The following is a 17,876-nucleotide window of genomic DNA, read 5'->3' as shown; positions in this document are numbered from 1 at the left end:
GGTCTTCGCCCGCGGAACACATCGCGATTTAAGGTTAAGTCCCTGTGAACCCTGACCGGCGGCGCCTCGGGTAGCCTCGGGCGCTTCACCCTGCTTCAGGGTTTACCTTGATTTCACATCACGCCCCTAAGACCGGAGAGATGCGGGCGCTTTTCATCCTTCTGGCGATGCTCTTCTCAGGCGGTTCGGCGCTCGCCGGCGACCTGACCGTGAGCGTGCGGGACGCTCGCGGACAGGCGATCCGGGACGCCGTCGTCACGGTCACGCCCGCCGCCGGCGTTCCGCGCGGCCCCATCCGGTTCTCATGGCCGCTGCGGATGACGCAGGAAGACCTGCAGTTCCAGCCCTACGTCCTGATCGTGCCGGTCGGCGGCGTCGTCTCCTTCCCGAACCTCGATCGGGTCCGCCACCACGTCTATTCCTTCTCGCGCGGCAACCGCTTCGAGATCGAACTCTACGGCCGCGACCAGTCCCGATCCTACACCTTCAATACCGTCGGCGTCGCGGCAATGGGCTGTAACATCCACGACCAGATGCTGGCCTACATCAAGGTCGTCGACACGCCTTGGGCAGCCAAAAGCGGCGCTGACGGAACCGTCACCCTGCGCGGCATCCCGGCGGGCGCCGCCACCCTCAAGGTATGGCATCCACAACTGGTCGTGCGCGGCAACGAGACGGCGCAGGCCGTGACTGTCACGGCGGCGGCAGCCCAGCGCACCTTTACGGGGGACTTCAGCGGTCGGGCGGCGGTGCGGTGACCGCCGGGTTCACCTTGCCCCGGCTCCCGCGGTTCAATCGGCTGCGCACCCGCCTGACGGTCCTCTACATGGGGCTGTTCGGCATCGCCCTGCTGCTCGCTGCCGTCGCCATCTTCAATGCGGTCGGCAGCAGCGCCCGCAAGGTGGTGCGCAACGAAATGACCGCATCGGGGGCGGTCTATGGGCAGATCTGGGCCTCCCGCTCGGACCAGCTTCAACAGGGCGCCGCGGTCCTCGCCCGCGATTATGGCTTCCGCGAAGCCGTCGCGACCGGCGACGAAGCCACCGTCCGGTCCGCCCTCGACAATCTTCGCAGTCGCCAGGGCGTCGACGGTGCGCTGATGCTGGGTGTCGACGGCTATGCCGCCGCCACAGGCCTCAACCTCGACGCGCCGACGCTCGACACCCTGTTCGCCGGTCTCGACCGCGACGGTGTCGAGGCCGGCGTCCTGACCATCGACGGTCAGCCCTATCAAGTGGTTGCCGCCCCCGTCATGGCGCCCGTCCTGATTGGATGGGTGGTGTTCGCGGAACGGCTCGACGCCGCGCAGATGCGCAATCTCGAAGGCCTGTCCGCCATCCCGCTGTCGGCCTCCGTCATCGTGGGCGCCAACGCCGCCGCCACGGACCGCGGCACGGCCATCGTCCCGACTGCCGAGGGCCCTTCCATGCGGCTTGCCCGGCCCCTGCCGAGCCTCGACAGGGCGACGCCGGCGGCTCTGGTCCTGACCTATCCCCTGTCGCGCGCGCTCAAGCCCTACGAGCCGCTGTTCCTGTCGCTGACCATCATCGGCATCGCCGGCATCGCCCTTCTGATGGGCGGAACCTGGCTGCTGTCGCTAAGCCTGACCCGCCCGATCACAGCCCTCGACGACGCCGTTCACGGCCTGCAGCGCGGCGAATACGTCGAGGCGCCCGTGACCTCCTCCGACGAGATCGGGCGGCTGGCCTCCAGCTTCAACGCCATGGTCGGCGACCTGCGCGACCGCGAGGCGCGCCTGACCCACATGGCGCTGCACGATCAGGAGACCGGCCTTCCCAATCGCCTTGCCCTCGAGCGCCGCGCCGGCGCCGTGGCCGGCGGCTGGGTCCTGCTGTTCGGCGTCGAACGCTTCGAGGTGGTGCGCAACGCCATCGGCTACGACTCCATGGCCCGCCTGATCGGCGCCCTGGGCCGTCGTATTGAGGCCCTTGCGGATGGTGAGCCCGTGGCTCGCGTCGGCGCCGGCGTTCTGGGTCTGGTGGTCGAGGCCGCCGACGCCGACGAGGCTGTCGCCTTGGCGGAGCGTCTGGTCGGGGCCGCCCAGGAACCGGTCATCATCAACGGCGCGCCCGTCGACATCACCGTCACCGTCGGCGTCGCCGACCGTGGCCGCTCCGGCTCCGACCTCGCCTCCCCGGTCGACCGCGCCGCCATCGCCCTGGATCAGGCCCGCGCCGCCAAGCGCCACGTGGCCGCCTTCGATCCCGCGGTCTACGGCGACCCCGCCGGCAACCTGTCCCTCATTTCCGAACTGATGACCGCGTTGCGCGGAGGCGAGGTCACCCTCGCCTACCAACCGAAATACGACTTCCGGGCCGAGCGGGTCACCGGCGTCGAGGCCCTGATGCGCTGGACCCACCCGCGCCGGGGCTTCGTCCCGCCAGACCTCTTCATCGGCATGGCCGAGGAGACCGGTCACATCCGGCCGCTGACCGAATGGGCCATTGATCGCGCCATCGAGGATCAGCGGACCCTCTCAGCCGCCGGTCACGATCTGCTGGTCTCGGTGAACATCTCGGGCCGCCTTTTGGCCGACGAGTCCTTCGCCGACCTCGCCATCGCCGCGGTGACCTCCGCCGGCGCGCGCCTGTGCTTCGAGATCACCGAGACGGCGGTGATGACCAACCCGGAGACGGCCCTGCGCATCGTCTCCCGCTTCGCCGACGCCGGAATCTCGATCTCGCTCGACGACTATGGCTCGGGCCTGTCGTCGCTCGCCTATCTGAAGCAGATCCGCGCCGACGAGCTGAAGATCGACAAGGCCTTCATTCTCGGCCTCGACCAGTCCGCCCGCGACGGCTTGCTGGTCAAGTCGACCATCGACCTCGCCCACGGCCTTGGCCTGAAGGTGACGGCCGAAGGGGTCGAAACCCCAACCGCCCTCGCCCTCCTGCGGGGCATGGGCTGCGACCTCGCGCAGGGCTATCTGATCGGCCGACCCGTCTCGCTTTCGGCGATGATCGAGCGTCTCGCCGAACAGCCGCAGGCCAGGGGCAAGACCGCCGTCGGCTGAACCGGGCTCAGCCCGCCGCCACGGCCTTCATCGTCACCTCCGGGTCGGCCAGCCGCGCCGCGTCCACCGCCGTGCCGCGCCCGATCATCTGCCGCCCGGCCATGAATTCCGCCGCCGCATTGACCGCCTCGACGCAGACGATCCTGTCGCCCGTCAGATGAAAGACCGCGAACGAGGCCGTCACCGCATCGCCCCGCACCACCTGCCGGTCCGCCGCGTCCGGCAGCCCTGCGATCTGCAGCTTCACATCGTACTGATCCGACCAGAACCAAGGGACTTCCGGCGTCGGCGCAGGACGTCCGGTGATCGCCGCCGCCGCCTGCTTCGCCTGCTCCAGCGCATTGGGCACGCTCTCCAGCCGGTGCCGCCGCCCGCCATGCACGGGCACGGGCCGATATGTCACGTCGCCGATGGCCCAGATCGCCGGATCGGAGGTCCGCGCCGCCTCATCCACGACCACGCCATTCTCGCAAGTCAGTCCCGCCGAGCCGGCCAGCTGGTCGCACGCCAGCGCTCCCACACCGACCAGGATGGCGTCTGCCTCGATCAGCCGCCCGTCGCCCAGCCGCACGCCGCTGTCCTCGAAGGCCGTTACCTCGGCCGAGGTCAGCACCTCCACTCCGTGCGTCCGATGATAGCCGGTGAAAAACTCCGACAGCGGCCGCGACGCGACCCGCGCCAGCACCCGGTCCATCCGCTCGATGACCACCGCCTCGGCTCCCAGCGCCCGCGCCGAGGCCGCCGCCTCCAGCCCGACATAGCCGCCGCCGACCACAGCGAGCCGCCGCCCCGGCCCCAAGGCCGCCTTCAGCCTCTCCGCGTCCTTCAGCGTCCGCAGTTCCAGCAGGTTCGGCCGCTCCGCCCCCGGGATCGCCAGCTTCCGCGCCGTCGAGCCCGTCGCCAGGATCAGCGCGTCGTACGCCTCCGCTGTCCCGTCCGCGAAGGTCACCTTCTTCGCCGCCGCGTCGATCCCCGTCGCCGTCACACCCAGCCGCAGTTCGATGCCATGTTCCGCGTAGAATTCCTCCGGCCGCAGCAGCAGCGCTTCCAGATCGGCTTCGCCCTTCAGCCACGCCTTCGACAGCGGCGGCCGCTGGTATGGCGGAGCAGCCTCCTCGCCCACCAGCACGATCGGCCCCTCATGGCCGTACTGCCGCAGCAGCGCCGCCGCCGTTCCGCCCGCATGCCCCGCGCCGATGATCAGAACCTTGCTCATGATCCGCAGATAGATCGAACCGCGGCGCTCCGCCACAGCCGGCTCCGACACGAGTCGCTTGACCGTGCCACTGTTACATCATAGTGGAACAACCATGACCGACACCCTCCCCCGCAACGCCGCCGCCACGGCGCGCAGCCGCGTCGCCCTGTATGACGCCCTGCTGTCGCTGAAGACGCGCGAGGAGGTCGACGCCTTCCTCGCCGATCTCTGCACCCCGGCCGAGGTCCGCGCCTTCGCCGAGCGCTGGGAAGTCGCCCGCCTGCTCGACGCCGGCGGCAAGTCGTATCGAGAGATCGCCGCCGAGGCGCAGGCCAGCCCGACCACGGTCGTGCGTGTCGCCCGCTTCCTCAAGGAAATGCCGCACCAGGGCTACCGCATGGTGCTGGACCGCCTCAAAGCCTGAGTTGAAATCATGAGCACCGTTCAGGGTCGGCTGCGTATCGCCGTCCAGAAATCCGGCCGTCTGGCCGACCGCAGCCTCGATCTGGTCCGCGACGCGGGCCTGCGCGTGGTCAAGGGCAACAACGACCTGCTCTATCGGGTCGAGAACTACCCCATCGACCTGCTGCGCGTCCGCGACGACGACATCCCGACCTTCGTCGCCGACGGCGTCTGCGATCTCGGAATCGTCGGCGAGAACGTGCTGGAAGAGGCGCGCAACGGCGGCCCGACCGCCGAGGTGATCATGCCGCTCGGCTTCGGCCGTTGCACGCTCAAGATCGCCGTCCCGCCGACCCTGGCCTACGACAGCCCGGCGTCGCTGGAGGGCCTGCGCGTCGCCACCTCCTATCCGAAGATCCTGCGCCGCTTCCTCGACGAGCGGAACGTCCGCGCCGACATCGTCACCATGCGCGGCGCCGTCGAAGTCGCTCCCCGCCTGAAGCTGGCTTCGGCCATCTGCGACCTCGTCTCGACCGGCGCGACGCTCGAAGCCAACGGCCTCGGCCCGCGCGAGACCGTGCTGGAAAGCCAGGCCGTTCTGATCCGCTCCCCCGTCGCGCCCGAGCCGGGGCTGCAGCACCTGCTCGACAGCATCATCGAGCGGATGGCCGGCGTCGTTTCCTCGCAGGGGGCCAAATACGTCATGCTCAATGCCCCCCGCTCGGCGCTGGACCAGATCACCGCCATCCTGCCCGGCGCGGGTTCGCCGACCGTCATGCCCCTGTCCGGCCGGGACGACGCCGTCGCCGTCCACGCCGTCTGCCAGGAGGCGGTCTTCTGGGAGACCCTGGAGAAGCTCAAGGCCGCCGGCGCCTCGGCCATTCTCGTCCTCCCCATCGAGAAGATGATGTGATGCGCCAGATCGACTGGAACACCCTCGACGCCGCCGGCCGCCGCGACGCCCTGGCCCGTCCGCAGCGCCGGACCGGAACGCAGGTCACCGGCGGCGTCCGCGCCATCTTCGAGGACGTGCAGGCGCGCGGCGGCGCCGCCGTCACCGACTGGAGCGTCCGCCTCGACGGCGCCCCGCCCCGCCGCATCGCCATCACGCCGGACGTCGTCGCCGCAGCCCGCGCCGCCCTGCCGCCCTCGGCCACCCACAGCCTGCGCATCGCCGCCGAGAACGTCCGCATCTTCCATCAGGCGACCCGTCCGGAAGACAGCCCGTGGATCGAGACCACCCCCGGCGTCCGCTCCCGGCAGGTCTGGCGGCCGATCGGTTCGGCGGGCCTCTATGTGCCCGGCGGCACCGCGCCCCTGTTCTCCTCCCTGATGATGCTGGCCATCCCCGCACAGGTCGCGGGGGTCGGGCGGCGTCTCGCCCTCACTCCGCCTTCGAAGGCGGGCGAGCCCCACCCCGCGATGATCGTCGCTGCTGACGAGGCCGGGCTCGACGCCCTGTGGCTGATCGGCGGAGCTCAGGCCATCGCCGCCCTGACCTTCGGCGCCGCGCTCGACGACGGCGAGATCGAACCCGTCGGGAAGCTGTTCGGACCCGGCAACGCATGGGTGGCCGAGGCCAAGAAGCAGGCGTCGGCCCTGCCCGGCGGCCCATCGTCCGACATGCCCGCCGGCCCGTCGGAACTGCTGGTTATCGCCGACCGGGACGCCGACCCGGAGATCGCCGCCGCCGACCTGCTCAGCCAAGCCGAACATGACGCCGACGCCCAGGTCATCCTCGTCTCGGAGAGCCGCGCCAACATCGCCGCCATCCTGGCCGAACTCGAACGTCAGCTCGAAACCCTCCCCCGCGCCGCCATAGCCCGCGCCTCGCTCGCCGAGGGTCGCGCCATCCGCGTCCGCGACGTCGCCGAGGCCTGCGAAGTCGCCAACCTCTATGGCCCCGAGCACCTCGCCCTGCAGACCGTCGACGCCGACGACCTGATCGACCGGATCACGGCCGCCGGCGCCATCTTCGTCGGCCCATACGCCGCCGAGACGCTCGGGGACTACGCCGCCGGTCCCAGCCACGTTCTTCCGACCGACGGCGCGGCCCGCACCTTGGGCGGGATCACCACCGCCAGCTTCATGACCTCGATGTCGGTCCAGTCCGTCAGCGAAGCCGGCGCCCGCGCCCTCGCCCCGGTCGCCGCCCGCCTCGCTCGTTTGGAAGGTCTCGAGGCCCACGCACGCGCCGCCGATCTGAGGAGCGGCTCATGATCACCAACCTGCCGGCCCCCTTCGCGCCGCTCGTCTCCGGCGGCGAAGGTCTGGACCGCTACCCGACCGAGCCCAAGGCGCTCGCCGCCCGCTTGGCCGAGGTATACGGGGTCCCCGTCGATAGCGTTCTGCCCGTTCGCGGCCTCACCCACGGGCTGGAGCTCGTCTTCCGCCTCGCGGCCCGCGACGGTCTCGGCGTCCAAGCGCCCAACGCCGAACCGTACCGCTCGCTCGACGCCCTCTACGTCCGCCCGGACGCCCAGCCGGGCCCTGTGGTCGTGCGGGCCCTCGGCTCGCCCGAAGCTGTGGCGGAGATGGCCGCACGCCTCGCTCCCACCCTGCTGGTCATCGACGAAGGACTGGCCGAGTTCACCGACGCCCCCTCCGCCGCCACCCTCCTGAGCAAGCACGCCAACCTCGTCGTCCTGCGCAGCCTCTCCCTCGCGTACGGTCTCGCGGGAGCCCGGGTCGGTGCCGCTCTGGCGCAGCCCGAAACTCTTGCCCGGTTGTCCGCCGTGCTCGAACCCTACGCGCTGCCGGAGGTCTCCATCCGGCTGGCCCTTCAGGCGCTGGACCCATCGCGGATGATGGAAACCCGGCAACGGATCGGCCTCGTCCGCTCCGAACGCGAGCGGATGACCAGGGCTCTATCCCGAGCCATGCCTGTCGAGCCCGGATTCGGGCCCATCGTCATGACCCGGCCTTCCGATCCCCAGACCATCCGCAACGATCTCGCGCGCTTCGGTGTCGCGGCGGATCTCTCGGGCGACCGCCTGCGCCTCCCCGTCTCCGACCGGCCCGAGATCAACGACCGCCTGCTCGCCGCCCTCGACCTCGCGCCCGCCACCCGCGCACACCGGACCGGCCAGTCCATCCGCGACACGAAAGAGACCCGCATCGTCTGCGCCGTCGACCTCGACGCGGCCAGCCCCATCTCGATCCAGACCGGCGTCGGCTTCTTCGATCACATGCTGGAGCAGATCGCGGCTCACGGCGGTTTCTCCCTGCGCCTGTCATGCGACGGTGACCTGCACACCGATCCGCACCACACCATCGAGGACTCGGCCATCGCCCTGGGTCAGGCGCTGAAACAGGCGCTCGGCGAACGGCGCGGCATCGCCCGCTACGGCTTCGTCCTGCCGATGGACGAGGCAAATGCATCCGTGTCCATCGACCTGTCTGGCCGTCCCTTCCCCGTGTTCGATGGCGAGTTCAGCACGCCTTTCATCGGCGACTACCGCACCGACCTGACCGCCCACGTCTTCCGCTCGCTCGCCGAACACCTGGGCGCGGCCATCCACGTCTCCGTCACCGGCGACGACGACCACCACAAGACCGAGGCCGTCTACAAGGCGTTCGGCCGCGCCCTCCGGCAGGCCATCCGCATTGAGGGCGAAGCGGTGCCCTCGACCAAGGGGGTTCTGTGAGCACGGTCACCGTCGTCTCCTACGGCGCGGGCAATGTGGCCTCGGTCCAGTTCGCGCTGGAACGGCTCGGAGCCACCGTTCGCCTGACCGCCGATCCCGTCGAGATCGCGGACGCCGAACGCCTGATCCTCCCGGGCGTCGGCGCCGCCGGCTACGCCATGGCGCGCCTGTCCGAGCTCGAACTGATCGAGCCCATCCGCACCTACGGACGGCCCCTGCTCGGCGTTTGCCTCGGCCAGCAGCTGCTGTTCGAGACCAGCGAAGAGGGCGGCGGCGCCCCGCTGCTAGGCCTCATTCCCGGCACCGTCCGCAAGATGGACCCCGGCGCCGACCGCCCCGTGCCGCACATGGGCTGGTCCGCCCTGACCGTCACCCGAACCGACCCGTTGCTGGAGGGCGTCAAGGACGGCGACTGGGCCTATTTCGTGCACAGCTACGCCTGCCCCGACGGCGACGCGACCCTCGCCTGCGCCGACTACGGCGGCTCCGTCCCGGCGGTGGTCCGAAACGGAAACCGCTGGGGCTGCCAGTTTCACCCCGAGCGGTCCGCCGCCACTGGCGCCCGCATCCTCCGCAACTTTTTGGACCTGAGCGCATGATCGTCTATCCGGCCATCGACCTGCGCGGCGGCGTCTGCGTGCGCCTGATGCACGGCCGCTTCGACGCCGTGACCCGCTATGACGACGACCCCGCCGCCCGGCTCGCCGCCTTCCGCGCCGCCGGCGCGAGCTGGGCCCACATCGTTGATCTCGACGGAGCCGAGGCGGGCCGCGCCATGCAGCACGCCCTGATCGGCGAGCTCGCCGCCGCCATCGACATTCGCATCCAGTCCGGCGGCGGCGTGCGCTCCGCCGACGACGTCCAGCGCCTGCTCGACGCCGGCGTCAGCCGGGTGGTCGTCGGCTCCCTCGCGGTCTCCGATCTTGACGCGGTGACCGGCTGGCTGGAGCGCTTCGGCACGGACTGCATCACCCTCGCCATCGACGTGAAGGCCGAAGGCGATCGCTACATCCCGGCGCTCAAGGGCTGGACCGAGGCGGCCGACATCGACCTGTGGGCCGCCCTCGACCGCTACCCCCCCGGTTCGGCGAAACACCTGCTGGTCACCGACGTCGGGCGCGACGGCGCCCTGACCGGTCCCAATCTCGATCTGCTGGCCGAAATCCACCAGCGGCGCCCCGACCTCTGGCTTCAGGCCTCGGGGGGCGTCGCCGACCTGTCCGACCTCACCGGCGCCCGCTCCGTCGGAGCCTCCGGAGCCATCGTCGGCCGCGCCCTCTACGAAGGCCGCTTCACGCTGGAACAGGCGCTGGAGACCGCTCGCCAATGACGGCCCGGAGGATCATCCCCTGCCTCGACGTCAGGGACGGCCGCGTGGTCAAGGGCGTGCGCTTCGAGGGCCACGTCGACATGGGCGACGCCGCCGACCTCGCCGCCCGCTACCGTGACGAGGGCGCCGACGAACTGGTCTTCTATGACATCACCGCCAGCCCGGAGGGCCGGACGCTCGACTACGGCTGGGTGCGCCACATCGCGCGCCTGCTCGATATTCCCTTCAGCGTCGCCGGCGGCATCCGTTCGGTCGAACAGGCCGGCCGCTGCCTCGACCACGGCGCGGACAAGGTCTCGATCAACTCGCCAGCCCTCGAACGTCCTGACCTGATCTCCGACCTCGCCGCGCGCTTCGGCTCGCAATGCGTCGTCGTCGGCGTGGACTCGAAACGGTCGGGCGACGACTGGCTGGTCCACCAGTACACCGGCGATACCACCGCCAGCCGCGGCGCCGGTCGCCGCACCCTCGACTGGATCATCGAGGCCCAGACGCTCGGCGCCGGCGAGATCGTCCTCAACTGCATGGACGAGGACGGCGTCCGCCGCGGCTACGACCTCGGCCAGCTCGCCGCCGCCCGCGCCCGCCTGACCATTCCGCTGGTGGCCTCGGGCGGCGCCGGCGCGGCCTCCCACTTCCTCGACGTCTTCACCAGCGCCAACGTCTCCGGCGCCCTCGCCGCCAGCGTCTTCCACACGGGCGCGCTCAGAATACCCGAGCTCAAGGCGTATCTCGCCGGCTCGGGCGTTGAGGTCAGACCATGATCGACCCTGCCACACTCGACTTCGCCAAGGGCGACGGCCTGATACCCGTCGTCGTCCAGGACGCCGCAACTCTGCAGGTCCTGACCCTCGCCTATATGGATCGCGCCGCCCTCGACGAGACCATCGCATCGGGCGAGGCGACCTTCTTCTCCCGCTCCCGCGGCGGCCGCTGGCGCAAGGGCGAGACCTCCGGCGACCGCCTGCACGTGGTCTCGATCACCCCCGACTGTGACGCCGACGCCTTGGTCCTCAAGGTCCGCCCGGTCGGAAACGCCTGCCACCTGAACCGCGTCAGCTGCTTCGGCGAGGACGACGCCCCTGGCCTCGGCCGCATCGCCCGGCTGGAGCAGACCATCGCCGCCCGCGCCGCCGCGGATCCGTCCCAAAGCTGGACCGCGCGCCTGCTGGCTGAGGGGCCCAAACGCGCCGCCCAGAAGGTCGGCGAGGAGGGTGTGGAAACGGCCCTCGCCGGCGCCGCCGGTCCCGACGCGGAACTCGCCTCGGAGGCCGCGGATTTGGTCTATCATCTGCTGGTGCTGCTGCGCGCCCGTCACATGGTGTTTCAGGACGTCCTCGACGTCTTGGCGCGGCGGGCGGAAGCGGCCAGACAAACCCCCGGTCAAGCTGGGACCTGAACCTGAGGAGAGCGCATGGCGGCCTTGGTGCTGTTCGGTGGCGGCGGCGACCTCGCCATGAGGATGCTCCTGCCCTCGCTCTACTTCCTCGAGCACGACGGCCTGCTGCCTGACGGCCTCGAGATCATCGGCGCCGCCCGGTCCGACGAAAGCCGTGACGACTATGTCGCCAAGGTCCGCCAGTCGGTCGAGGCCAAGGCGAAGGCCGACGATGCTTGGTCAGACGAGGCATGGTCCCGGATGGCGGCCCGTCTCGACTATCTCGCCGTCGACGCCACCTCGGCCGAAAGCCTGAAGCCGCTCAAGGACAAGGTCGGCGACGGGGCCTGCACCTCCTTCCTCGCCGTCTCGCCCTCGCTCTACGCCCGCATCGTCACCGCCATGCGCGCGGCCGGACTGGCCGAGCCCGAAGACCGCGTCGTGCTGGAAAAGCCCGTCGGTCGGGACCTCGAAACCTTCCGCCAGATTGACGACGCCGTCGCCGACGCTTTCTCCGAGCATCAGGTCTTCCGCATCGACCACTACCTCGGCAAGGAAACGGTCCAGAACCTGATCGCCCTGCGCTTCGGCAACACCATCTTCGAGCCGCTCTGGAACAACCTGTCGATCGATCACGTCCAGATCACGGTCGGCGAGACCGTCGGCGTCGGCGACCGCTGGCCCTATTACGACGAGTACGGAGCCTTGCGGGACATGCTCCAGAACCACATGCTCCAGCTGCTCTGCCTGGTGGCCATGGAGCCCCCGTCGGACCTCGATCCGGACTCCGTCCGCAACGAAAAGGTCAAGGTTCTCCGCTCGCTTCGTCCGATCACCTATGAAGAAGCCGAGCGCGTCACCGTCCGCGGCCAATACGTCGCCGGCGAGAGCGAGGGCAAGGCCGTCCCCGGCTACGACGACGAACGGGGCCAGCCGTCCGACACCGAAACCTTCGTCGCCGTCCGCGCCGACATCGACAACTGGCGCTGGGCCGGCGTGCCCTTCTTCATGCGCACCGGCAAACGCCTGCCCGAGAAGCGCACCGAGATCGTCATCCAGTTCAAGCCGCTGCCCCACTCGATCTTCGACCGCAACGAACGCGGCGAGATCCAGGCCAACCGCATGGTGATCGAGCTCCAGCCCGAGGAAGACATCTCCCTATCGGTGATGAACAAGAAGCCCGGCCTCGACCAGCGGATGCAGCTCCAGCCCATCCGCATGAGCCTGTCCTGGGGCCAGAACGACAAGGCTGCCAAGCCACCCCGCCGCCGCATCGCCTACGAGCGCCTGCTGCTCGACGCCCTGCACGGCGATTCCACCCTGTTCGTCCGCCGCGACGAGGCGGAACAGGCGTGGAAATGGGTCGACGAGGTCTCCGAGGCCTGGGAGGGCGCGGCCTTCAAGCCGCACGAATATCCCGCCGGCACCTGGGGCCCCGAGGCCGCGGACCTGCTCCTCTCCCGCACCGGCCGCGCCTGGAACTCCGGCGATGCCTGAGGTCGAAACCCTTCCCGACGCCGATAGCTGGGCCGCCGCCTGCGCCGCCCGCCTGACAGAGACGCTGTCCGCCGCCTTGGCCGAATCCGGCAAGGCTGTCTTCGCCGGAGCCGGCGGCTCGACGCCCTCCCCGATCTACGCCCGTCTGTCCCAGGCGCCGCTCGACTGGCCCCGCATCGTCGTCACCCTTGTCGATGAGCGTTACGTCCCCGAGTCCTCGCCCGAGTCCAACGCCGCCCTGATGAAGCGGACCCTGCTGAACGGCCCCGCCGCCACCAGCCGCTTCGTCCCCCTCTATTCACCGCAGGTCACCGTCGACCGCGCCGCCGCCGTCGCGGCCCACGCGCTCGCCACCGAGGGCGGACATCTCGACGCGGTCCTTCTCGGCATGGGGGAGGATGGCCATATCTGCTCCATGTTCCCCGAAAGCCCCACCCTGAAATCGCTGCTCTCCCCGAAGCTGAACCCGACCGTCCTCGGCGTGCCCACCGGCCGCGACGGCCGTGGCCCAACGCTTGAGCGGCTGTCGATCAACCTGCCCTATCTGATGGGCGCCCGCCGGGTGGTCCTCGCCCTCACCGGCGCCGCCAAGCGCGATGTCTTCGAGCGCGAGGCCGCCGGCGATCCCAACACCCAGCCGATCGCCGCCCTCGTCGCCAACGGCGTCCCGCTCGACGTTCTGTGGACGGAGAAGGCCTGATGCCAAGCACCGCTCCCGCCCTGAACCCCGTCGTCGCCGAGGTCACCGCCCGCATCGTCGAGCGCTCCCGCGCCACCCGCTCCGACTACCTCCGCCGCATGGACGCCGCCGGAGCCTCGGGCGTCGCCCGCGCCAAGCTCAGCTGCGCCAACTGGGCCCACGCCTTCGCCGGCAATCCCATCAAGGACAAGCTGACGGCCATGTCCGGCACGGCGCCCAACGTCGGCGTCGTCACCGCCTACAACGACATGCTCTCGGCCCATCAGCCGTTCGAGCGCTTCCCGCACATCATCCGCGAGGCGGTGCGCGAGGTCGGGGCCACGGCACAGGTCGCCGGTGGCACCCCCGCCATGTGCGACGGCGTCACCCAAGGACGTCCCGGCATGGAGCTGTCGCTGTTCAGCCGCGACGTCATCGCCATGTCGACCGGCGTCGCCCTGACCCACGACGCCTTCGACTCTGTCATCTGCCTCGGCGTCTGCGACAAGATCGTGCCCGGGCTGTTCATGGGCTCGCTGGCCTTCGGGCACCTGCCTGTCGTCTTCGCCCCCGCCGGTCCCATGCCCAGCGGCATTCCCAACGCGGAGAAGGCCCGCGTCCGCGCCCTCTACGCCCAGAACCAGGTCGACCGTCAGACCCTGCTGGAGAGCGAGATCGGCTCCTACCACTCGCCCGGCACCTGCACCTTCTACGGCACGGCCAACTCCAACCAGATGATGATGGAGCTGTGCGGCCTGCACATGCCCTCGACCGCCTTCGTCCATCCGGAGACCGGTCTGCGCGACGCCCTCACCGCCGCCGCCGCCAAGCGCGCGGTCGAACTGGCCCGCGAGGGACAGGGCCGGATGGCCGACGTCGTCGACGAGAAGTCGGTAGTCAACATGGTCGTGGCCCTGCTCGCCACCGGCGGCTCGACCAACCACGCCATCCACCTCGTGGCCATGGCGCGCGCGGCGGGCGTCCTGATCGACTGGACCGACATGGACCAGCTCAGCTCGGTCACCCCCCTGCTGGCCCGCGTCTATCCCAACGGCTCGGCGGACGTGAACGCCTTCCAGGCCGCTGGCGGCGTCGCCTTCGTCGCTCGCGAACTCGCCCAGGCCGGCAACATCCATTCCGACGTCCAGACCATCATGGGTCCCGGCATCCATCACTATTTCCAGGAGCCGTCCTTGGTCGACGGCGAGCTGGTCTGGCGCGACGGCGTCACGGAGAGTCTGGATACGGACATTCTCCGCCCCGCCTCCGCCCCCTTCGACCGGGAGGGCGGCCTGCGTCTGGTTCAGGGCGACCTCGGCCGCGCCGTGATCAAGGTCTCGGCCGTCAAGCCGGAGAACCGCGTCATCGAGGCGCCCGCCATGGTCTTCGAAACCCAGGAAGACGCCCTTCAGGCGTTCAAGGACGGCAAGCTCGCCCGCGACGTGGTCGTCGTCCTGCGCTTCCAGGGCCCCAAGGCGAACGGAATGCCGGAACTGCACAGCCTCTCGCCGGCCCTCGGCGTGCTGCAGGACAAGGGCTTCAAGGTCGCCTTCGTCACTGACGGCCGCATGTCCGGCGCCTCGGGCAAGACGCCCGCCGCCATCCACGTCTCGCCCGAAGCGCTCGCGGGCGGCATGCTGGCCCGCGTCCGCGACGGCGACATCATCCGGCTCGATCCCGAGGCCGGCGTGCTGACCACCGTCGGCGTCGACCTGTCCTCCCGGACAGCCGCCGTCCGCTCGCCGGAGCACGCCAGCGGCTCCGCTTGGGGCTATGGCCGCGAGCTGTTCGGCGCCTTCCGCCATGTCGTCTCGACCGCCGAGCAGGGCGCCACCGTCTGCTTCCCGGCCCCGACCGCCGGATCGGAATGGAACGACAGCCAGCCCGACCCGAACCTCGTCGACCGCGCGGTCGACGCATGACGCTCCCTCAAGCAGAGAGCCGCCGCGCGGCGAACGACAGGGCAAACATCCAATGACCATCGCTTGGGACAAGACGCTGCTGGTCGGCGACGTCGGCGGCACCAACGCCCGCTTCGCCATCGCCCACATGATCAACGGCCGCCCGGTGCTGGAGCATCACCAGAGCTTCAAGGGCGCGGATCACCCGACCTTCCTCGGCGGGGTGAAGGCCTTCATCGACGGCTGCGACGTCAAGCCGACCTCGGGCGTCATCGCCGTCGCCGGTCCGGTGACCGACGGCGCCATCGACCTGACCAACTCGCCTTGGCGCGTGTCGGAACAGGAACTCGGCACGCTCGGCCTCGAGCCCGTCCGCCTGATCAACGACTTCGAGGCCCTCGCCTGGGGCGCACCTGTCGTGCCGCAAGACGAACTGGCGTCGCTGGGCGGTCCCGAGGAAGGCGATCCCCAGTCCGCCATCGCCGTGCTCGGCCCCGGCACCGGCTTTGGCGTCTCGGCTCTGGTGCGCGATGGCCGCGGCAATGAACTGGCCATGCCCTCCGAGGGTGGGCACGCCTGTTTCGCCCCCGGCGATGCGATCGAGGACGAGATCCTGCGCATCCTGCGCCGCCGTTACGACCGCGTCTCGATCGAGCGGCTGATCTGCGGCCCCGGCCTGCTCAACATGCACCGCGCTTTGGCCGAGATCGACGGGCGCGAGACCCACATCGACGACCCGGCCCAGATCACGGACGAGGCGCTCGCCGATCCGCGCAGCGCCTGCGGCGCCACCCTCGCTCGTTTCTGCGCCATCCTCGGCGCCGTGGCCGGCGACATCGCCCTGACGACCGGCGCTCGCGGCGGCGTCTACATCGCCGGCGGCATCGCTCCGCGCATCCTGCCGTTCCTGCAGTCGAGCCCGTTCCGTGAACGGTTTGAACGCAAGGGCCGGTTCACCGACTACATGGCGGCAATCCCCACCCACGTTATCCTGCACAAGCACGCAGCCTTGCTCGGAGCGGCCCGCGTGGCCTTCGCTGAGGCGGTTTAAGTCGGGAATCTCACTTTTTGGTCACGCGGACGTGAACCAAGTCCGAAGCGGCGCATTATGGAGGCTCCACTGTGGAAGGAACTCACAATGCGTAAGCTGATCATCGCCTCTGCCGCCGCCCTCGCCTTCGCCGGCCTCGCCGCCTGCAACAGCCCGGCCGACAACGCCGCCGAAGTCAAAGCGGACGCCCTGGAAGAGCAGGCCGCGGCCGCTCCGACCGAGTCGCAGGAAACCGCGCTTAACGAAAAGGCTGACGCCATCGAGCAACAAGCCGGCAACGCCGACGGCGGCATGACCACCGAGAACACCCCGAACACCTCGCCTTCGACGGCGAACCCGGGTCAGTAAGACGAACTACGCCGGGGGTTCATGACCCCGGCGAACTTCTTCGAACGGTCAGCCCCCGTCGCTCACGCGGCGGGGGTTTTCCGTTGCGCCCAGTGGGTCAGCGCCACGGTCAGGAACACAGGCCCGGCGATGGACCAACGACCCGGCCCCGTCTCCGCTGCGATCAGGAACAGCCCCCACCAGACGGCCAGATCGCCGAGATAGTCCGGGCGCTTGAGCCAGAGAGCCCAGGCCGACCCGATCCGTCCCTTCGCCGCCACCCGCTCGCCGCCGAACACCTGCGGTCGCAGATCGCCCAGCGCCGCCGCCGCCATGCCGGCCACCGCCAGCACCGCGCCGGACCAACCCAGCCATCCGACCGTCGGGGCGAATTCGACTTGTCCCAGCTGGGCCGGCAGGGCGGTCAGCCACCCCAGCGCCCCCTGCGGCAGGAAGCACAACAGCAGCGGCGCCGCGGCCGTGGTCTTCAGCCCCGTGCTGTTCTCGAACACGCGGGCGTAGCGTGCATCCGCCTTGAGCCTCAGCCTTGGCGACAGCCCGCGCCATGCCTCGCGCACGGCCCACAGCCCGGTCAGCCAGAGCAGCAGCGCCTTGCGAACCGGGTCGCCGTCCACGATCAGAAAGGTCGTCCCCGCCATCAGCAGCATGACCAGCGGCCAGACGCCGTCGACCAGACCGGACTTGCCGGTTCGCCAGGCCACGGCCCATGCAGCCGCCATCGCCGCCAGCGACAGGACCAGGTTCAGGCCCAGCAGGGCGGCGATCTCGGGCAGTGTCATGTCACGGCAACGCCGCGGCTGGACGCCGGATGCATCCGGTCAGTCGACGCAGATCGTGGCTTCGGCCTTGCCGTCCTTGACGGTGGTGTAGCAGCCGAAGCGGCTGCTGGTGGCCTGGCACTGGCCGACCGCCGCCGCCCCGGCGTTCGGCGCTTCGGCTGCGGCCTCGACCCGGCAGTCGCCCTGGCACTGGCCGCCATCGGTGCAGCGGTTCCCGGCGTCGGTATAGGAGATCACGCAGCGCATCGTCTGCATCCGTCCCTGCGGCAGCATCTTGCCGCCCTGGGCCGCGCACGCCGCCGCGTCCGTTCCACCGGCCGCGCTCTGCGCCGGGGTCTGGACCGGAACCTGCCCCGACGACTGGGCCAGATCGGTCTTTCCCCCGTCCGCGGGCATCGGCTGGCAGGCGACGGCGAACAGGGCCGCGACGAGAATTAGAACTGAGCGCATAAGGGGCATCCTGTCTGAACGGGTCAATCAATACACATCTGACTTACAACGCGACCACCATCGACGCGGGTTCGACACCCGAAGGCCTCCGCGGTATCGGCCTGGCAGATGCCTGTAGCGGCTTGGCCAATGCGGTGCGTTCGACCAGGTCGGCCGAAGCACTGACCTTCGCAGTCGCTCTT

Annotated in this window: 18 protein-coding genes; 15 read left to right on the top strand and 3 right to left on the bottom strand. The window is 70.0% G+C overall.

The genetic code is table 11. The annotated features are described in order from the left end of the window. The first annotated feature begins 140 nt into the window (after positions 1-140). Together GGQ87_RS07330 and GGQ87_RS07325 are read left to right on the top strand one after the other, a co-directional pair. Positions 141-758, top strand: a complete 618-nt coding sequence (locus GGQ87_RS07330; RefSeq protein ID WP_168046088.1) for a cupredoxin domain-containing protein — start codon at positions 141-143, stop codon at positions 756-758. A gap of 14 nt (positions 759-772) precedes the next feature. After that, on the top strand, positions 773-3,034 hold the full coding sequence (locus tag GGQ87_RS07325; protein ID WP_168046086.1) for a putative bifunctional diguanylate cyclase/phosphodiesterase: 2,262 nt from the start codon (positions 773-775) through the stop codon (positions 3,032-3,034). A 7-nt stretch (positions 3,035-3,041) separates the two neighbouring features. On the opposite strand, the gene GGQ87_RS07320 is transcribed toward GGQ87_RS07325, so the two are convergent. Further along, positions 3,042-4,250 (bottom strand): NAD(P)/FAD-dependent oxidoreductase, encoded by a 1,209-nt coding sequence (locus tag GGQ87_RS07320; RefSeq protein ID WP_168047402.1) that lies wholly within the window; start codon positions 4,248-4,250, stop codon positions 3,042-3,044. Between the two features lie 94 nt (positions 4,251-4,344). Here GGQ87_RS07320 and GGQ87_RS07315 point away from each other — a divergent pair, with 94 nt between their 5' ends. The 13 genes from GGQ87_RS07315 (at position 4,345) to GGQ87_RS07255 (ending at position 16,465) form a co-directional block, all read left to right on the top strand. After that, positions 4,345-4,656, top strand: coding sequence for a YerC/YecD family TrpR-related protein (locus GGQ87_RS07315; protein ID WP_168046084.1), 312 nt, complete (start codon positions 4,345-4,347; stop codon positions 4,654-4,656). A 9-nt stretch (positions 4,657-4,665) separates the two neighbouring features. Beyond that, positions 4,666-5,547 carry an ATP phosphoribosyltransferase gene (gene hisG / locus GGQ87_RS07310; protein WP_168046082.1) on the top strand — a complete coding sequence of 294 codons (882 nt, stop codon included), beginning with the start codon at positions 4,666-4,668 and terminating at the stop codon, positions 5,545-5,547. Next, the gene (gene hisD, locus GGQ87_RS07305) at positions 5,547-6,854 is read left to right on the top strand and encodes a histidinol dehydrogenase (protein ID WP_168046080.1); all 1,308 of its coding nucleotides are present in this window, start codon (positions 5,547-5,549) and stop codon (positions 6,852-6,854) included. The genes hisG and hisD overlap by 1 nt, the downstream gene beginning before the upstream one ends. Continuing rightward, positions 6,851-8,281, top strand: coding sequence for an imidazoleglycerol-phosphate dehydratase HisB (gene hisB, locus GGQ87_RS07300; RefSeq protein ID WP_168046078.1), 1,431 nt, complete (start codon positions 6,851-6,853; stop codon positions 8,279-8,281). The genes hisD and hisB overlap by 4 nt, the downstream gene beginning before the upstream one ends. Then, positions 8,278-8,880: an imidazole glycerol phosphate synthase subunit HisH gene (hisH, locus tag GGQ87_RS07295; RefSeq protein ID WP_168046076.1), complete on the top strand. Its 603-nt coding sequence runs from the start codon at positions 8,278-8,280 to the stop codon at positions 8,878-8,880. Before hisB ends, hisH begins: the two co-directional genes overlap by 4 nt. Continuing rightward, the gene (locus GGQ87_RS07290) at positions 8,877-9,611 is read left to right on the top strand and encodes a 1-(5-phosphoribosyl)-5-[(5-phosphoribosylamino)methylideneamino] imidazole-4-carboxamide isomerase (protein WP_168046074.1); all 735 of its coding nucleotides are present in this window, start codon (positions 8,877-8,879) and stop codon (positions 9,609-9,611) included. Before hisH ends, GGQ87_RS07290 begins: the two co-directional genes overlap by 4 nt. Then, on the top strand, positions 9,608-10,375 hold the full coding sequence (gene hisF, locus GGQ87_RS07285; protein ID WP_168046072.1) for an imidazole glycerol phosphate synthase subunit HisF: 768 nt from the start codon (positions 9,608-9,610) through the stop codon (positions 10,373-10,375). Before GGQ87_RS07290 ends, hisF begins: the two co-directional genes overlap by 4 nt. Next, positions 10,372-11,010 (top strand): bifunctional phosphoribosyl-AMP cyclohydrolase/phosphoribosyl-ATP diphosphatase HisIE, encoded by a 639-nt coding sequence (hisIE, locus tag GGQ87_RS07280; RefSeq protein WP_168046070.1) that lies wholly within the window; start codon positions 10,372-10,374, stop codon positions 11,008-11,010. The genes hisF and hisIE overlap by 4 nt, the downstream gene beginning before the upstream one ends. A 15-nt stretch (positions 11,011-11,025) precedes the next feature. Next, complete coding sequence (zwf, locus tag GGQ87_RS07275) at positions 11,026-12,486, top strand: glucose-6-phosphate dehydrogenase (protein WP_168046068.1); 1,461 nt, start codon at positions 11,026-11,028, stop codon at positions 12,484-12,486. After that, positions 12,479-13,186 (top strand): 6-phosphogluconolactonase, encoded by a 708-nt coding sequence (gene pgl / locus GGQ87_RS07270; RefSeq protein ID WP_168046066.1) that lies wholly within the window; start codon positions 12,479-12,481, stop codon positions 13,184-13,186. Before zwf ends, pgl begins: the two co-directional genes overlap by 8 nt. Beyond that, on the top strand, positions 13,186-15,087 hold the full coding sequence (gene edd, locus GGQ87_RS07265; RefSeq protein WP_168046064.1) for a phosphogluconate dehydratase: 1,902 nt from the start codon (positions 13,186-13,188) through the stop codon (positions 15,085-15,087). The genes pgl and edd overlap by 1 nt, the downstream gene beginning before the upstream one ends. A gap of 52 nt (positions 15,088-15,139) precedes the next feature. Continuing rightward, positions 15,140-16,117, top strand: a complete 978-nt coding sequence (gene glk / locus GGQ87_RS07260) for a glucokinase (protein WP_168046062.1) — start codon at positions 15,140-15,142, stop codon at positions 16,115-16,117. Between the two features lie 87 nt (positions 16,118-16,204). Then, entirely contained in the window at positions 16,205-16,465 is a 261-nt protein-coding gene (locus GGQ87_RS07255) for a hypothetical protein (RefSeq protein ID WP_168046060.1), read from the top strand. A 62-nt stretch (positions 16,466-16,527) separates the two neighbouring features. Here GGQ87_RS07255 and GGQ87_RS07250 read toward each other — a convergent pair whose 3' ends face one another. Together GGQ87_RS07250 and GGQ87_RS07245 are read right to left on the bottom strand one after the other, a co-directional pair. Then, positions 16,528-17,244 (bottom strand): DUF1295 domain-containing protein, encoded by a 717-nt coding sequence (locus GGQ87_RS07250; RefSeq protein WP_168046058.1) that lies wholly within the window; start codon positions 17,242-17,244, stop codon positions 16,528-16,530. 39 nt (positions 17,245-17,283) lie between these two features. Then, on the bottom strand, positions 17,284-17,694 hold the full coding sequence (locus tag GGQ87_RS07245; protein WP_245161430.1) for a hypothetical protein: 411 nt from the start codon (positions 17,692-17,694) through the stop codon (positions 17,284-17,286). Positions 17,695-17,876: the final 182 nt, after the last annotated feature.

It is taken from the genome of Brevundimonas alba, from assembly GCF_011927945.1.
Taxonomy (GTDB): Bacteria; Pseudomonadota; Alphaproteobacteria; order Caulobacterales; family Caulobacteraceae; genus Brevundimonas; species Brevundimonas alba.
The sequence above is the reverse complement of the archived record's forward strand: the minus strand, read 5'-3'. Positions and strand labels throughout refer to the sequence as shown.

Excerpts from the sequence above, each read along its gene's own strand:
- edd (WP_168046064.1), top strand. The coding sequence starts at position 13,186 with ATGCCAAGCACCGCTCCCGCCCTGAACCCCGTCGTCGCCGAGGTCACC.
- GGQ87_RS07290 (WP_168046074.1), top strand. The coding sequence starts at position 8,877 with ATGATCGTCTATCCGGCCATCGACCTGCGCGGCGGCGTCTGCGTGCGC.
- GGQ87_RS07255 (WP_168046060.1), top strand. The coding sequence starts at position 16,205 with ATGCGTAAGCTGATCATCGCCTCTGCCGCCGCCCTCGCCTTCGCCGGC.
- pgl (WP_168046066.1), top strand. The coding sequence starts at position 12,479 with ATGCCTGAGGTCGAAACCCTTCCCGACGCCGATAGCTGGGCCGCCGCC.
- hisIE (WP_168046070.1), top strand. The coding sequence starts at position 10,372 with ATGATCGACCCTGCCACACTCGACTTCGCCAAGGGCGACGGCCTGATA.
- GGQ87_RS07250 (WP_168046058.1), bottom strand. The coding sequence starts at position 17,244 with ATGACACTGCCCGAGATCGCCGCCCTGCTGGGCCTGAACCTGGTCCTG.
- hisG (WP_168046082.1), top strand. The coding sequence starts at position 4,666 with ATGAGCACCGTTCAGGGTCGGCTGCGTATCGCCGTCCAGAAATCCGGC.
- zwf (WP_168046068.1), top strand. The coding sequence starts at position 11,026 with ATGGCGGCCTTGGTGCTGTTCGGTGGCGGCGGCGACCTCGCCATGAGG.
- hisD (WP_168046080.1), top strand. The coding sequence starts at position 5,547 with ATGCGCCAGATCGACTGGAACACCCTCGACGCCGCCGGCCGCCGCGAC.
- hisF (WP_168046072.1), top strand. The coding sequence starts at position 9,608 with ATGACGGCCCGGAGGATCATCCCCTGCCTCGACGTCAGGGACGGCCGC.
- glk (WP_168046062.1), top strand. The coding sequence starts at position 15,140 with ATGACCATCGCTTGGGACAAGACGCTGCTGGTCGGCGACGTCGGCGGC.
- GGQ87_RS07320 (WP_168047402.1), bottom strand. The coding sequence starts at position 4,250 with ATGAGCAAGGTTCTGATCATCGGCGCGGGGCATGCGGGCGGAACGGCG.
- GGQ87_RS07315 (WP_168046084.1), top strand. The coding sequence starts at position 4,345 with ATGACCGACACCCTCCCCCGCAACGCCGCCGCCACGGCGCGCAGCCGC.
- GGQ87_RS07245 (WP_245161430.1), bottom strand. The coding sequence starts at position 17,694 with ATGCGCTCAGTTCTAATTCTCGTCGCGGCCCTGTTCGCCGTCGCCTGC.
- GGQ87_RS07330 (WP_168046088.1), top strand. The coding sequence starts at position 141 with ATGCGGGCGCTTTTCATCCTTCTGGCGATGCTCTTCTCAGGCGGTTCG.
- hisB (WP_168046078.1), top strand. The coding sequence starts at position 6,851 with ATGATCACCAACCTGCCGGCCCCCTTCGCGCCGCTCGTCTCCGGCGGC.